This is a genomic window from Peptostreptococcus canis (assembly GCF_014229965.1).
GTDB lineage: Bacteria > Bacillota > Clostridia > Peptostreptococcales > Peptostreptococcaceae > Peptostreptococcus > Peptostreptococcus canis.
Map to the genome: position 1 here is coordinate 49,964 of NZ_JABGBW010000006.1, position 15,316 is coordinate 65,279.

Below are 15,316 nucleotides of genomic sequence, written 5' to 3' on the forward strand. Positions count from 1 at the left end.
ATCTAGTCTTTATTTTCATTTAAACCAAAATTATTAATGTAGTTTGGTAAATTTCTCCAATTTTCCTTAACTTTAACCCAAATTTGAAGATTGACTTGCGTATTTAACAAGAATTCTATTTCTTCTCTGGCAGATTTGCCTATTCCTTTGAGTTTTCTTCCATTTTTCCCAATTATTATGCCCTTATGAGAATCCCTTTCACAATAAATCACAGCAGAAATATCAATTAAATCTTTGTTATTTCTAGGTTTCATTTTTTCTATTTCAACTGCTATGCCATGAGGAACTTCCTCATTAGTATACATCAAAACTTTTTCCCTTATTAACTCTGCCACCAAAACCCTTTCAGGCTGATCAGTGACCATATAATCCGGAAAATACTTTGGTCCCTCTTCAAAATTACTTTTAATTACTCCAATTAAGGATTCTATATTAAAACCTTTGATTGCAGATACAGGAATAATTTCTTTAAAAACATTCAATTCATCATACATCTGAATTATTTTTAACAATTCCTCTTTATCTGCTATTTTATCTATTTTATTAATAACCAAGAAAACAGGCGTTTTTGTTTTTTTAAAATTTTCTATAATCATAGAATCTCCTTTGCCTATATTTCTTGAATCATCTACTACAAAAATGATACAGTCGACATTTTTAAATGCATCTGAAGCCGATTTAACCATCATTTCACCAAGTTTGTTTTTAGGCTTGTGAATACCCGGAGTATCTAAAAATACTATCTGCGCTTCTTCATCTGTGTATACTGCCTGTATAGTATTTCTAGTGGTTTGTGGTTTATCACTCATTATTGCTACTTTTTCACCTACAATATTATTCATTAGAGTGGACTTTCCCACATTAGGTCTTCCAACAATACTTACAAAACCTGATTTAAAACTCATATTTTTCTCCTTAATACATATATTTACACTATGCTATATTATATCACATGTAAACGATTTAGTAAATTAATACATAAATCAATAATCATTTCCTAAAAAATTAATAAAACAGTCCTAATTGGAATACAATAACTGCTATTAATGTTCCTAACATTGCTCCAGCCATTGTTTCCCAAAAAGTATGTATCTTTCCTTCAATTCTACTCTGTGCAACAAGTACAGCCATTAAAAAAGCTAAAGAAGAAGCTTCTACCCTTTCTGTCATCAGTGTAATTGAAGTAGCAAGTGCAAAGGCAAGTGCTGAATGACCACTCGGCATTCCTCCTCTTAAAGGAGTTCCTGAAAAAGTAATGGCTTTCACAACTACAACAGCAATCAAGACAATCACTATACATATAAGGGTAATATGTAATTCCGATTCTCTAATTCTATACACTAAATTTCCTGTTAACATATTAAGTTTATTATAGAATAATATGTATGCCACTACTACTGAGTATAAAGCTGAAACTAGTACAGCTCCGGCAGCAACATCTTTTGCTATTTTTGCAAGAGGGTTAAATTCCCTCGTTACTAAATCGACAGTTTTTTCAACCGCAGTATTCATCATTTCTGCAACCACTACGAGCGTTATAGCACTTAACAATAGTATAAATTCAATCTTTGAAAAATTAAAAAACAAACTTAGCATCAATACTCCAAATGATGCTAAATAATGAAGTTTCATATTTCGTTCATACTTAAAAGTATACATTATGCCTTCTATGGCTGCATTGACTGATTTTACAAAACTTTGTTTTCTACTCCTCTTAGGTTTTTTGCTATTATCTTCCATATTCTTCGTCCCTGGTAATTCCTAACTTATTTAAAACAAATTCTTCCTTTTTATGCATTTCAACAGCCTCATCTTCTTCAAGGTGATCGTATCCCAACAAATGAAACATGCTGTGACATATTAAAAAACATATTTCTCTTTCTAAACTATGATTAAATTCTTTTGCTTGTTCATTTGCTCTTTCTATTGAAATAACTATATCACCTAAAGAAATTTCCTCATATTCTATTTCGAAGCTATCGTCAGTTAACAATGGAAAAGAAAGAACATCTGTAATATTGTCAATTCCTCTGAATTCTTTATTTATTTGTTGAATCTCGTCATTTGTAACAAAGGAAAGACTCACTTCATAGTCGCTATCATATCCTTCAAATTCCAGACATTCTAATATGACCATTCTTATTTTATCTAATAATGAATCCTTTATATCTATAAATTCCTGTCTATTATCGAATATTATATTCAAAATACCACCTACTTTGTTTTTTTCTTTTCTTTGAACTCTGTTCTTTTTTCATGTTTGGCATAAGCTTTAATTATTCTCTGAACTAATTCATGTCGAACAACATCTTTTTCCGTTAATTCTTTATATCCTATGCCTTTAACACTGTCTAAAATTTTTATAGCTTGTACAAGCCCGCTCTGTTTATTTTTTGGAAGATCTGTTTGAGTTATATCTCCTGTTACCACAGCCTTTGAACCGAATCCTAATCTGGTTAAAAACATTTTCATCTGTTCCGGTGTAGTATTCTGAGCCTCGTCTAGTATTATAAACGCATTATCAAGAGTTCTCCCTCTCATAAAAGCCAAAGGAGCTACTTCTATAGTACCTCTCTCTAAAAATTTATTAAATTTATCCGGACCAAACATATCAAAAAGCGCATCATATAACGGCCTCAAATATGGGTCTACTTTATCTTTCATATCTCCCGGTAAAAAACCAAGCGATTCTCCTGCCTCTACAGCAGGTCTAGTTAAAATAATCCTTGAAACCTCATCTTGTTTAAAAGCCTTTACCGCCATTGCAACTGCCAGATATGTTTTACCTGTACCAGCTGGCCCAATTCCAAATGTAATATCATTACTTTCAATAAGATTTACATATTCCTTTTGTCCGTGTGTTTTGGGTTGTACGGGATTACCTTTCTTTGTAATTACAATTGTTCCTTCAAGCTCTTTCATTTTTTCACCAGAACCCGAAAACAATACATCAATAGAATAAAGTATTGATTGTCTGTCTAAGCTTTTTCCAGACTGAACCATTCCATGAAGTTCTTCCAGAAGTTTTACTGCCACTTCTACATTTCTTTCTTCACCAAAAAGTACTATTTTGCCTTCTCTCAAAATTATATCTATATTTAAATTCTTTTCAATCAATTTTACATGTTCATCAAAATTACCAAATAATTCTCTCTCAAATCTTGGATCGTATATCTGAAACTGTTCTTGTTTTATCAAATTATCTACCCCTTTCTAATATTATTTATAATAGATCTATTTTATTATACCATGAATTAGTTTAGTTGCATACACACGCATATGGAAAAGAGGTAGTGCAAATTAATAATCTACACTACCTCTTAAAAATACTGTGAGTCTTTCTTAAGGAAAAACTCTATATATTAACCCTCTAAGGATTCAACATTAACAATTTAATATTAATCTTGTTCAATCAATCCATATCCGCCATCGCCTCTTCTATAAACCAGGCAAACTTCAAAAGTATCTTGATCTTTAAATAAGAAGAAATCATGTCCAAGTAAATTCATTTGAAGAACAGCTTCTTCTGGACTCATTGGTCTTAAATTAAATTTTTTTCTTCTCTCAAATACCAATTCAGTTTCTTCAGGCAAAATTTCTATTTCTTCCTCTAATAAATCCTCAAAATTTTCAAACCTTATAGTATCATTACCAGATGTTCTTGATTTAAATTTATTTTTATACTTAACAATCTGTCTATTAAGTTTATCACAAACTAAATCAATTGCAGAATATAAATCCTCTTGCACATCTTCAGCTCTCACTACATGACCATTGATATTATCAAGAGTAACTTCAACTTTTTGTTTTTCTTTTTTATTCGCACTTACAGTAACTCTTAATTCAGCATCATCATTTAGTAACTTTTCAAGTTTACCAAACTTCTTTTCAATGTAATTAGTGATTCCTTCAGTTAACTTAATTTTTTTACCAGATATAATTATTTTCATAAAAACATCTCCCTTCAGTATCAAATTATGATACTAATTTTATTATATAAATAATATACCCCATTTATATACTAAATAAAAGTCTTTTTTTTATTTCGATTTTATGATAAAATAAAATGGAGGTTGAGTTTTAGGATGGAGCAAAAAATAGTCCTAAAACTGACCTTCTTTTTTGTTTTTTAATCAATTAAATCAAAAAAATCGCTATTTTTTTCCCCCGTATCTCCTATAGTTTTATATTCTTTACTATCATCATCAATTATTTTTTTATTTTCATTCACATTACAACTTTCCAGGTTATCATCAATAACATTGTCTGAAGAAATTTTGCTCAACTCTCTATATTTATCTAATAATTCTTTAGCACTGTCTTCAGAAGCTCTATTTCTTCTTTCTGCTCTCTTTATAAGCCTTTCTTCTTTTTTCTTTTCAATATCATTTCTTCTGTTTATCGCTATCTTTTTCTTTGCCTTTTGTATCTTCTCGTTTGAATCCAGATTTAATTTTGCAGAAATAAATCCCGGACCACTAATTATATTCACAAGATAGGCAAAAAGTACAGCCAAACATATAGTAAATACTATGACATATTCCACAACCACAAACATCTGTAAAAAATCATACTGTCTATTATGCGACATTAGATTGTTTAAGACTGATGTTGCATATAGTGTAATAGAAGAACTTAAAGTGTAGCAAGACCAACTAGAATAGAATCCATTGAATATCTGTATAAAAATACTTAACAAGACTATTACAAATAATATCTGTAACATATAAAACATTATCATCAATTTCCCTATACTAATAGTTTCCGCAGTGAATATATATGCAGGAATAATTATTCCAAGCGGAATTGTTATTAACGAGAAAAAAGGTTTAGCAGCATTTTTCTCTGATTTTCCATTTAAAAACATAGAAAAAATGACAAATGGAGATATAATTAGAGTTGTAATAACTATCATAGCAAATGTAAATTTTCCAAATATAATCATACCAAAATCTCTACAAGTTATTATTGCCATTCCTAGACCAGTATAAATCAAGAACCATGTAGCATATACTTTAGTATCCTTTATATTAATAAAATATTTCACAGTAAATATAATAAATATTATTGTATGTAAAACTACACCAGCTACCCATATATAGAAATTTGATTTACCAAAAATACCCTTCATCCACACAGAAATCATAATCAGTGTTAAACTGAATGATGAAAACATAGAAAGACCTATTGGACTTTTAAGACTTGCATAAAAACTTCTCGGGTGCCTGATAACCCTTGTCATTGTCATTAATAACAGTAATAAAGATATTACCATGCAAACATCTCTTAAAAAGGGTATTTCTCCCTGAAATACAGTTCCTAAAATAACCCACCCAAGGGCCAAAGCAGTTATAGGTAGAGGTATTCTGGATGTGTAATCCTTCAAAAAAATCACCTCTCATTTAAATTGTACTCTTCATTATATCATAAAATTTAAAAAAGTGGAAATTTATTCTTTATTATAATAATTTTTTATATTTATTTTTTTATAATTTTGAAATAAACTTTTTTATAAAAACAAAAAACCCCTATAAGCATTGAAAATTCAATACTATAGGGATTTTATCTTACAAATTCTTTTTCACAAGTTCATTAATTTTTCTGCCATCAGCACGTCCTGCTGTTTTTGGCTTAATAATAGCCATAATCTTTCCCATATCCTTCATAGATGTAGCACCTACTTCTGATATAGTTTCGACCACTATTTTTTCTAATTCTTCTTCGCTTAATTGTTGAGGTAGGTATTCTTTCAAAACTTGTATTTCAGATTTTGTTTCTTCAATCAGATCTTCCCTTCCAGCTTTTTCAAACTCTGCTAAAGAATCATTTCTTTGCTTTAGCTGTTTAGAAATGATATCGATAATTCCAGCATCATCAAGATCAACACGATTATCAACTTCGTATTGTTTTATAGCTGCTCTTACCAAAGTAATCACCGATTTTCTGACTGTGTCTTTATTCTTCATTGAAGATTTTAAATCTTCTTGCAGTCTTTCTTTAAGGGACATTCCCTTCACCTCTTCTTATATAACTATCTTTTAGCGTTTTTTCTTCTAGCAGCCTCTGCCTTTTTCTTACGCTTAACACTAGGCTTGTCATAGTGTTCTCTTTTTCTAACTTCTGACATTATGCCAGACATAGCACACTGTCTTTTAAATCTTCTAAGCGCACTATCTAATGATTCATTTTCTCTTACTCTTACTTCTGACATTTGTTTCACCTCCCTACAACTAGCGATTTGTTAATCTAATCAAATTAGTTTAACACCATAATATTATAATCTATTTTCATATTTTAATCAAGTATTTTTTAGAAGTTTATATTCTTAACTAAAAATAAAAATCAGCGATTATAATCTGTATTTTAGTCGGTAACTAATTTTGTCAATTGTTTACCTGCAAGAACATGGTAGTGAATATGAGGCACTTCTTGACCACCATCCTTACCACAATTATTAATAATTCTGTATCCATTCTTAGAAAACCCCTCTTGTTCAGCAATTTTTCTTATGGCTTTATGAATATCAATTATCACATCCATATTCTCAAAATCCACATCTTCCAAACTTGAATAGTGTTTTTTAGGAACCACTAATATGTGAACTGGAGCAACAGGATTTACGTCTTTAAATGCTGCTATCCTTTCATCCTCATACACCATATTTGTAGGTATTTCTCCATTAGCTAACTTACAAAAAATACAATCCATAACATCATCTCCTAATAATATAAATAACTTAATAAATAACTCATAATTAAATCTCTTATATATATTATATGCTCTTTACATTAATTTTGCTATACCAAATTAGCATAACAAAAATCATCCATAATATCTGAAATTATGACATATTTAAATTCTCCACATATATCACTTTCTGATTTTACTTTCACTCTAATATAGTTATCTGTCAATCCCTCATAAAAACCTTCTGCATCACACTCTTCAAATAAAACTCTGAGTTTCTGATCTTCGAATTTCTCAACATACTTCCTAAAATTTTTTGTACAAAGTGATAATAATGTATTACTCCTCATATTTTTCATCTGTGAATCAACTTGATTTTTCATAGTTGCAGCTGGTGTCCCTTTCCTTGGAGAGTATTTAAAAATATGTGTATGCATAAGCTCAATTTCTTTCAAAAACTTTAACGTTTCTGAAAACTCATTGTTATCTTCTCCAGGAAAACCTACAATTACATCAGTAGTAATGGATACATTAGGGATTCTATTTCTAAGAATTTCAACAATTTTTTTATATTCTTCTATAGTGTATCTTCTATTCATTCTCTTAAGAGTTTCATTACAACCACTTTGCAAAGAAAGATGATAATGAGGAGCCAGCTTTTTAATTTTGCAAATATCGTCGACAAACTCTTCAGAAAATAAAATTGGCTCTACTGAACTAAGTCTAATTCTTTCTATACCTTCTATTTCATCAATCGCCTTAATAACTGTCAATATACTACTCCCGTCTTTTATATCCTTGCCATAAGAAGCAACATGAATACCCGTAAGCACGACTTCTTTAAAACCTTTGTCAGCAAGATTCTTTACTTCTTTGACAATATCATCTAAATCTCTTGATCTTATTCTCCCTCTTGCGTAAGGTATAATACAATATGTACAAAATCTATCACACCCATCTTGTATCTTTATAAAAGCTCTGGTTTTACCATTTGTTTGATTAATTTCTATAGTTTCAAATTCTTTGACTTTCATTATATCATCAACTGTACTTATTTTGGAATTGCTATCTAAATTTTTTATATTCTTCACTATACTTCTTCTATCATTAGTTCCCATAACGAGATTAACTTCCTCTATATCTAATATCTCCTCAGGTGACACTTGAGAATAGCAACCTACAACCGCTATTACGGCATTTGGATTTTTCTTTTTCATTCTTCTTATGTATTGTCTGGACTTTCTATCGGACATATGCGTTACGGTACATGTATTAATCACATAAACATCTGCAAACTCTTCGCTGTCAACTTTTTTATATCCTTCTTTTTCGAACATTTCGAGCATTGCTTCAGTTTCATATTGATTAACCTTACACCCCAACGTATAAAATGCTACCTTTTTCAAACTATATTCCTCCTATATCACCTAACTCATAAAGTACTATCGAAGTGGCAACAATCGAAGCCGTTTCTGTCCTAAAAATCCTCGGTCCCATGCTTACTGAATAAATTCCTTCACTTTTGATAAGTTCATTTTCCGTATCGCTGAACCCTCCTTCCGGACCTATGAAAATACCGATATTTATTTCCTTTTTTTCATCGGCCAATGTCTTTATTTTTTCACTTCTTAGCACTTCTTTTATACCAAGTGATCTTTCTGCTTCAAATGGAGATATATTAAAGTCATTATTAGACATATCTTTTAAAGCATCATTAAAACTAAGCACTCCTCTTAAATTAGGTATTTTCCCTCTTTTTGATTGTTTTGAGGCTTCATATACTATTCTTTCCCATCTTTCAAACTTTTTACCACTTTTTTTTTCATCTAAATTTACTACGCTTCTAGCCGTATCAACTAAAACTATCTCTCTTACTCCACATTCAGTAAGTTTTTGAAGTATAATCTCCATTTTTGTACTTTTGGGTAAACCTTGATATAGTTTTATATTTATACTACTTTCTCTATTTATATTTACTTCTTTGTCTATACTCAAAAGAATATTATCTTTATCAATATTTTTAATACTACATATATATTCTCTATTATTAGAATCACAGACTTCTATTTTGTCACCAATTCCATATCTTAATACTTTCAATATATGCTTTACATCTTCACCAACGATTTTTAATTCATTATTTGAAATATCTATATTTCTTTCTTTAACAAAAAATCTATCCATCATTACCTCACAATAATAATTAATTTATATAATATAATTAACTAATAACTTTATAATTGAACTTTTAGATTAATTGATTTAGTATAATTATTTTATATTAAATCTTCTATCAACAGCTGGCAATTATACAGGCCCATTCTCCCTTTTTTTGCACTTCTAATATATTAAATCCATTTTGCTCTAATGCATCTACTACTTCGTGAATTTTTGCATGTATAATACCTGAAGAAATAAAAATTCCATCCTTTTTTAGAAATTCTTTCACATCTTTAGCTAAAATTATTATTATATCCGCTATTATATTTGCAACAACAATATCAGGCTTTTTATTTTTATCAATATCATCAGCAAGATTACCTTGTATAGCTTTCATTACAGATTGAACATTATTCTTTTGTATATTTTCATTTGCTACTTTCACAGCCACCTCATCAATATCAATACCCAACACTTCTTTTGCTCCCAGTTTAGCTGCTGTTATTCCCAGTATTCCACTTCCACAACCAATATCAAAAACTGTACTATCTTTTTTCACGAACTTTTCTAAATTTGAAACACACATGTTCGTAGTTTCATGGTTTCCTGTACCAAAAGCCATTCCGGGATTCATTTCAATAATTATGTCATCTTCTCTTGGTGAATATTCTTCCCATTCAGGTTTGATAACTATATTATTTCCTATTTTAGTAGGTTTGTAATATTGTTTCCAATTATTTGCCCAATCCTCTTCTTTCACTGATTCCGTGCTAATTTCACCTTTTCCGATATCTATGCCAAATTCAGATAATTCATTAATTCTTATTCTAATATTTTCCATAAATTTCAGCACATTTTTTTCTTCTGATATGTATGTTTTTATAATAACTATATTTTCATTTTCCGGATCAAGCTTAAATACTTCCTCTTCTACATAATCCCAATCATATTCATTTTTCTTCTGAAAATAAAAATCCTTTGGATCCTCTATCATAGCTCCTTGAGCTCCATTTTCATAAAGAATATTAGTAATCGCTTCTACAGCCTCTGTTGTAGTTTTTATAGTTACTTCTATCCAAGTATCACTCATATTGCCTCCTTTTAAAATTTAAAATCAATCTATTAATTTATTCTATCATACTTTATATTATAAGTGTATTGCAAAACTACTTATATATTACATAACCTGCATATTTATACAACACATGTTATATTACCAAAAGAAAATCCAGATTACTATTTCTATATCATAAAAATAAGGAGCTGTCCTAATAAAAATCAGGACACACTCCTTGGAATATATTTATTCTTTTCTATCTTTAGTAAAGAAATCTTCTATTTTCTGCCCGAAAGTTTTCTTGTTTTCTTGAACAGACTCTCCACTTTCACTAGCAAATGTTCTAAGGATTTCCTTTTGTTTTTCAGTCAATTTTTTAGGTACATCTATTTTTACCTTGACATATTGATCTCCTCTAGTAGCGGAATTCATTCTCTGGATTCCCTTACCCTTCAATCTAAACACAGTTCCTGTTTGTGTACCTTCCGGTATCGAATATTTTACATCACCATCAATTGTAGGTACTTCTACATCATCTCCTAAAGCAGCTTGTACGAAAGATATTGGCATATCTAAATATATATCATACCCTTCTCTGACAAAGTATTTATGTGGTCTAATATGTACGACTATATATAAATCACCTCTAGGAGCGTTTTTTTCACCATATTCACCTTGTCCAGCCAGCTTTATCATTTGTCCATCATCTATACCGGCTGGTATATTAACTTCAATAGTTTTAGTTTTTCTAACAGATCCAGTTCCATGGCATTTACTACATGGACTTTCTATTTGCTCACCTGTACCATGACAACTGCTACACTCACGCTGAGTAGCCATATTACCAAAAGGTGTTTGCCTAACTTCTCTAACAACACCGGAACCACCGCATGTTGAACAAGTTTTCTTTGATGTCCCCGGCTTACATCCACTTCCACCGCATTCATCACATTCTTCTCTTCTGTTTACTTTTAATGAGATTTTTTTACCAAAAGCCGCCTCTTCAAAATCAATAGTTACAGATTGCCTAATATCAGCACCTCTTATAGGACCTCTACGACCAGTTCCACCAAATCCACTGAAACCGCCTCTTCCTCCACCAAAGAAATCACTAAATATATCTCCAAACATATCTTCAAATCCGCCACCACTGAATCCTCCACCGAATCCACCGGCACCACCAAATCCAGCTTGACCTTTTAGCCCTTCTTCGCCATATTGATCATATATAGCTCTTTTTTCTGGATCAGATAATATTTCATATGCTTCGTTCACATCTTTAAATTTTTCTTCAGCTTCTTTATTATCAGGATTTCTATCCGGATGATATTTCATAGCCTTTTTTCTGTAAGCTTTTTTTAATTCTTTTTCATCAGCAGTTTTTGATACACCTAAGATCTCATAAAAATCTCTATTTGCACCCAAATTCTACACCTGCTTTCCTTAATCAATTTACTTTATAATAGCTTGTGGTAACCACAAGCTATTATACAAAATTTATTTAATAACAACACCAAAACTTTTTATTATTTATCATCTACCTCTGTGAAATCTGCATCTACTACATTATCATCATTTGAAGATGTTTCTTCTGATGAGCTATCAGATTGCTGTTGAGCTTGTGCCTGAGCATTAGCATACATTTCCTGGGAAATCTTTTGGAATTTATTCATTAGTTCATCTACCGCAGCATTTATTTCTTCAACAGTAGCCTCTTCTTTATCCTTAACTTCTCTAACTTTGGCAATTGATTCTTCTATTCCACTCTTATCATCAGCGTTAATATTTTCACCTAATTCAGCTAAAGTCTGTTCAGTCTGATATGCAACTGATTCAGCATGGTTTACTGCTTCAATTTTTTCTTTCTTTTTCTTATCTGCTTCTGCATTAGCTTCGGCTTCTTTAATCTTCTTTTCGATTTCTTCTTCTGACATATTTGTATCCGAAGTTATAGTAATTTTTTGTTCTTTACCAGTTCCAAGATCTTTAGCAGTTACATTTACAATACCATTAGCATCTATATCAAAAGTTACTTCTATTTGAGGTACTCCTCTTTTTGCCGGTGGTATATTTGTAAGCTGGAATCTACCAAGAGTTGTATTATCATAAGACATTGCTCTTTCACCCTGAAGTACATGTATGTCAACAGCAGTCTGATTGTCAGCGGCTGTTGAGAATACCTGTGACTTCTTAGTAGGTATAGTAGTATTTCTTTCTATTATCTTAGTAAATACATTACCAAGAGTTTCTATACCCAATGAAAGTGGAGTTACATCAAGTAAAAGTATATCATTTACTTCACCAGTTAATACACCTGCCTGTACTGATGCACCTGCAGCAACACATTCATCCGGATTTATTCCTTTATGAGGTTCTTTTCCTATAAAATTCTTTACAGCTTCTTGAACAGCCGGAATTCTAGTAGAACCACCTACTAATAATACATCATCTATTTCTGAAACATCAATGCCGGCATCCTTTATAGCCTGTTTAGTCGGTTCCATACTCTTTGCAACTAAAGACGCAGTTAACTCATTGAATTTAGCTCTAGTTAAATCCATATTCAAGTGTTTTGGTCCCTCAGCAGTCGCTGTGATAAATGGCAGATTAATATTAGTTGACATTGTTGAAGAAAGTTCCTTCTTAGCTTTTTCTGCAGCTTCTTTTAATCTCTGTAAAGACATTTTATCAGCCTTTAAATCTACTCCTTCAGTCTTTTTAAATTCGTCAGCTAAATAATCTATTACTATCTGGTCAAAATCATCTCCACCTAATTTATTATTACCTGCTGTTGCAAGAACTTCAAATGTACCATCTCCTATTTCAAGAATTGATACGTCAAAAGTACCACCACCTAAGTCAAATACTAATATTTTCTTTTCCTGTTCCAATTTATCCATACCATAAGCAAGTGAGGCAGCAGTAGGCTCGTTTATAATTCTCTTAACTTCTAGTCCTGCTATTTTTCCTGCATCCTTTGTTGCCTGTCTCTGTGCATCTGTGAAATATGCTGGAACTGTAATTACAGCTTCAGTTACTTTCTCACCTAAATAACTTTCTGCATCTGCTTTTAACTTCTGAAGAATTATTGCAGAAATTTCCTGTGGAGTATAGCTTTTTCCATCAATATTCACTTTATAGTCTGTACCCATATGAGTTTTAATTGAAGTTATTGTTCTTTCCGCATTTGTTACAGCCTGTCTTTTAGCAGGTTCACCAACTATTCTTTCTCCTTCTTTAGTAAATGCCACTACAGATGGAGTTGTTCTCATACCTTCGTTATTTGGTATTATTGTAGGTTCTCCACCTTCTAATACTGCTACACATGAATTTGTTGTACCTAAATCTATTCCTATCACCTTTCCCATTTTACTTACCTCCAAAATTTCTAAATATATTTTTTATTTTCTTTTTTAATACTTTAAAATAATGTTAACAAGATACTTTTACCATTGCGGCTCTTAAAACCTTATTTCCTAACTTATATCCATTTTGTAAAACCATAACTATTTTACCGGCTTCAAAATCTGAGTTCTCCTCCTGAAGAACTGCCATGTGGAAGTTAGGATCAAAATCTTCTCCTATTTCAGAAGATATACTTTCAAGTCCATTCTTATTTAATGCTTCAATCATTTGTTTATATACAAGCTCTACCCCTTTATAAAGAGGATTTTCCTTATCTTCAAATGAACTTAATGCCCTTTCCATATTATCAATTACCGGAATAAGCTCATTCATTATCTTTTCATTAGCAAATAATCCTATTGAACTTTTTTCCTCAGAAGTTCTTCTTCTGTAATTGGCATATTCTGCGTTGATTCTCATATAAGCATCTTCTTGTTCCTTTAATTTGTTTTCCAGAATTCTGATTTGAAATTCCGGTTCACAATCAACACCTTCTTCAATTATTTCTTCCTTTGTTTGATCTGTTTCTAAATTGTAATCAGAATCAGCTTTAGAATCTACACTACAATCTTCAACATTTTCATCTTTTTCAACTTCTAAATTTTCAGTCGGTTCCTCATTATTCAGTGATTCTTCTTTGTCAACTGAATTTTTGATTTCCTTTTCCATTTCTTCACCCCTTAAAATTTATCATTCTCATTATTTTTACACCCCAATATATTTTATCACTTGCCATCTAGCAATAAACTCATATAATTAAGTATTGAATAAACTTTTGAATAGTCCATTCTAGTAGGACCTATAAAACTTATCTTTCCCTGTAAATTTTCCTGTACATTATATGTAGCAGTTATTATGCTTAAATCCGTGCTCAAATTGTCATCAGAATCCCCTATTACAATATTCAAGTTATCCTTTTGTATACCTTTTGCTCCGATTATTTTTGCTACATTTTCCCTTTCTTCAAGCATATTGAGAAATGATTTTGCCTTTACCATATCGTTAAATTCAGGATAATTAAATATATTTGTAGCACCATTCAAGGCAATTTTATAATCCGAATTACTCGAGACTTCATTTAATAAATCAACTAAGTCATCTACAATCTCAGAATATTCACCAATTTCATATTTTATATATTCAATCATGTCTGAATCCAAATCTCTAATTTTCTTTCCAGCCAGTTTGCTGGATAAATTACTGGATATAACATTCAGTTTAGCCTGTGATAATTCTTCAAAAGTAACAAATTCCTGACTTTTTATTTCACCATTTTCAGATACTATTATCAAAAGTATTTTATTAGGTGATAGGCTTACAAGTTGAATATATTTAATAGTATTTGACTCGGCATAATTATCATATACTGCAATTGTCGTATAATTCGTCAAACTGGAAAGTAATTTTGAAAGTTCTTCTATCATATCGTCTACTTTTTTAAAATTGTTTTCTATGCATTTTTGCAAAATTTCTTTTTCATGGTCTTCCAATTCATTATTTCCCATCAAATTATCTACATATAATACATATCCTTTTTTAGTAGGTATTCTTCCTGCAGACGTGTGTGGCTGAATTAAATATCCCATTTCTTCCAAATCTGACATTTCATTTCTAATAGTGGCTGCTGATATACCAAGATTGTATTTTTTCGATATAGTTCTGGAACCAACCGCCTCTGCAGTCTCTATATAATCTTTAACTATGGCCTTAAGTATATTTAATTGTCTTTCTGTAAGATCCATAGCAACACCTTCTTTCAATCTTACAATCAAATACGCATTACACTTCTAAAAAACTTCACTTCGTTTTTTATTATCACTCACCAATGGAGAGTGCTAAAAACTATCTAATACTTTTATATCATATATAATTTTCTATGTCAACATCTTTTTTGAAAACTGTTGTTATTTTTATGAATCATATATGATATTGTCCTAAGTAATCGCAAATGAAATTGTCTTAAATATGATTATGATATAAACTATCTCATGGGAGGTAGTTTATGAG

16 protein-coding genes are annotated in these 15,316 nt (G+C 30.8%); all 16 read right to left on the reverse strand.

The window, feature by feature from the left end; genetic code table 11:
• Nucleotides 1–2: 2 nt before the first annotated feature.
• Nucleotides 3–905, reverse strand: a complete 903-nt coding sequence (era, locus tag HLB29_RS07365) for a GTPase Era (protein ID WP_185624530.1) — start codon at nt 903–905, stop codon at nt 3–5.
• Between the two features lie 100 nt (nt 906–1,005).
• On the reverse strand, nt 1,006–1,740 hold the full coding sequence (locus tag HLB29_RS07370; RefSeq protein WP_185624531.1) for a diacylglycerol kinase: 735 nt from the start codon (nt 1,738–1,740) through the stop codon (nt 1,006–1,008).
• A complete protein-coding gene (gene ybeY, locus HLB29_RS07375) occupies nt 1,730–2,206 on the reverse strand; it encodes an rRNA maturation RNase YbeY (RefSeq protein WP_185624532.1) in 477 nt (158 codons plus the stop codon). The genes HLB29_RS07370 and ybeY overlap by 11 nt, the downstream gene beginning before the upstream one ends.
• Before the next feature lie 8 nt (nt 2,207–2,214).
• Complete coding sequence (locus tag HLB29_RS07380; RefSeq protein ID WP_185624533.1) at nt 2,215–3,198, reverse strand: PhoH family protein; 984 nt, start codon at nt 3,196–3,198, stop codon at nt 2,215–2,217.
• Nucleotides 3,199–3,398: 200 nt separating this feature from the next.
• The gene (gene hpf, locus HLB29_RS07385; protein ID WP_185624534.1) at nt 3,399–3,950 is read right to left on the reverse strand and encodes a ribosome hibernation-promoting factor, HPF/YfiA family; all 552 of its coding nucleotides are present in this window, start codon (nt 3,948–3,950) and stop codon (nt 3,399–3,401) included.
• A 179-nt stretch (nt 3,951–4,129) separates the two neighbouring features.
• Nucleotides 4,130–5,386 carry a TDT family transporter gene (locus HLB29_RS07390; RefSeq protein ID WP_185624535.1) on the reverse strand — a complete coding sequence of 419 codons (1,257 nt, stop codon included), beginning with the start codon at nt 5,384–5,386 and terminating at the stop codon, nt 4,130–4,132.
• Nucleotides 5,387–5,567: 181 nt separating this feature from the next.
• Complete coding sequence (locus HLB29_RS07395) at nt 5,568–6,008, reverse strand: GatB/YqeY domain-containing protein (RefSeq protein ID WP_185624536.1); 441 nt, start codon at nt 6,006–6,008, stop codon at nt 5,568–5,570.
• A gap of 23 nt (nt 6,009–6,031) precedes the next feature.
• On the reverse strand, nt 6,032–6,211 hold the full coding sequence (gene rpsU / locus HLB29_RS07400) for a 30S ribosomal protein S21 (protein WP_002844447.1): 180 nt from the start codon (nt 6,209–6,211) through the stop codon (nt 6,032–6,034).
• A 152-nt stretch (nt 6,212–6,363) separates the two neighbouring features.
• Nucleotides 6,364–6,708, reverse strand: a complete 345-nt coding sequence (locus HLB29_RS07405; RefSeq protein WP_185624537.1) for a histidine triad nucleotide-binding protein — start codon at nt 6,706–6,708, stop codon at nt 6,364–6,366.
• 89 nt (nt 6,709–6,797) lie between these two features.
• Nucleotides 6,798–8,093, reverse strand: coding sequence for a tRNA (N(6)-L-threonylcarbamoyladenosine(37)-C(2))-methylthiotransferase MtaB (gene mtaB / locus HLB29_RS07410; protein ID WP_185624538.1), 1,296 nt, complete (start codon nt 8,091–8,093; stop codon nt 6,798–6,800).
• 1 nt (nt 8,094) lies between these two features.
• Nucleotides 8,095–8,871, reverse strand: coding sequence for an RsmE family RNA methyltransferase (locus tag HLB29_RS07415; protein ID WP_185624539.1), 777 nt, complete (start codon nt 8,869–8,871; stop codon nt 8,095–8,097).
• 109 nt (nt 8,872–8,980) lie between these two features.
• Nucleotides 8,981–9,937, reverse strand: a complete 957-nt coding sequence (gene prmA, locus HLB29_RS07420) for a 50S ribosomal protein L11 methyltransferase (protein WP_185624540.1) — start codon at nt 9,935–9,937, stop codon at nt 8,981–8,983.
• A 213-nt stretch (nt 9,938–10,150) separates the two neighbouring features.
• Nucleotides 10,151–11,329, reverse strand: coding sequence for a molecular chaperone DnaJ (dnaJ, locus tag HLB29_RS07425; protein ID WP_185624541.1), 1,179 nt, complete (start codon nt 11,327–11,329; stop codon nt 10,151–10,153).
• 101 nt (nt 11,330–11,430) lie between these two features.
• Nucleotides 11,431–13,272 (reverse strand): molecular chaperone DnaK, encoded by a 1,842-nt coding sequence (gene dnaK / locus HLB29_RS07430; protein ID WP_185624542.1) that lies wholly within the window; start codon nt 13,270–13,272, stop codon nt 11,431–11,433.
• A 64-nt stretch (nt 13,273–13,336) separates the two neighbouring features.
• Nucleotides 13,337–13,978 carry a nucleotide exchange factor GrpE gene (gene grpE, locus HLB29_RS07435; RefSeq protein WP_185624543.1) on the reverse strand — a complete coding sequence of 214 codons (642 nt, stop codon included), beginning with the start codon at nt 13,976–13,978 and terminating at the stop codon, nt 13,337–13,339.
• A gap of 56 nt (nt 13,979–14,034) precedes the next feature.
• On the reverse strand, nt 14,035–15,051 hold the full coding sequence (gene hrcA, locus HLB29_RS07440; RefSeq protein ID WP_185624544.1) for a heat-inducible transcriptional repressor HrcA: 1,017 nt from the start codon (nt 15,049–15,051) through the stop codon (nt 14,035–14,037).
• Nucleotides 15,052–15,316: the final 265 nt, after the last annotated feature.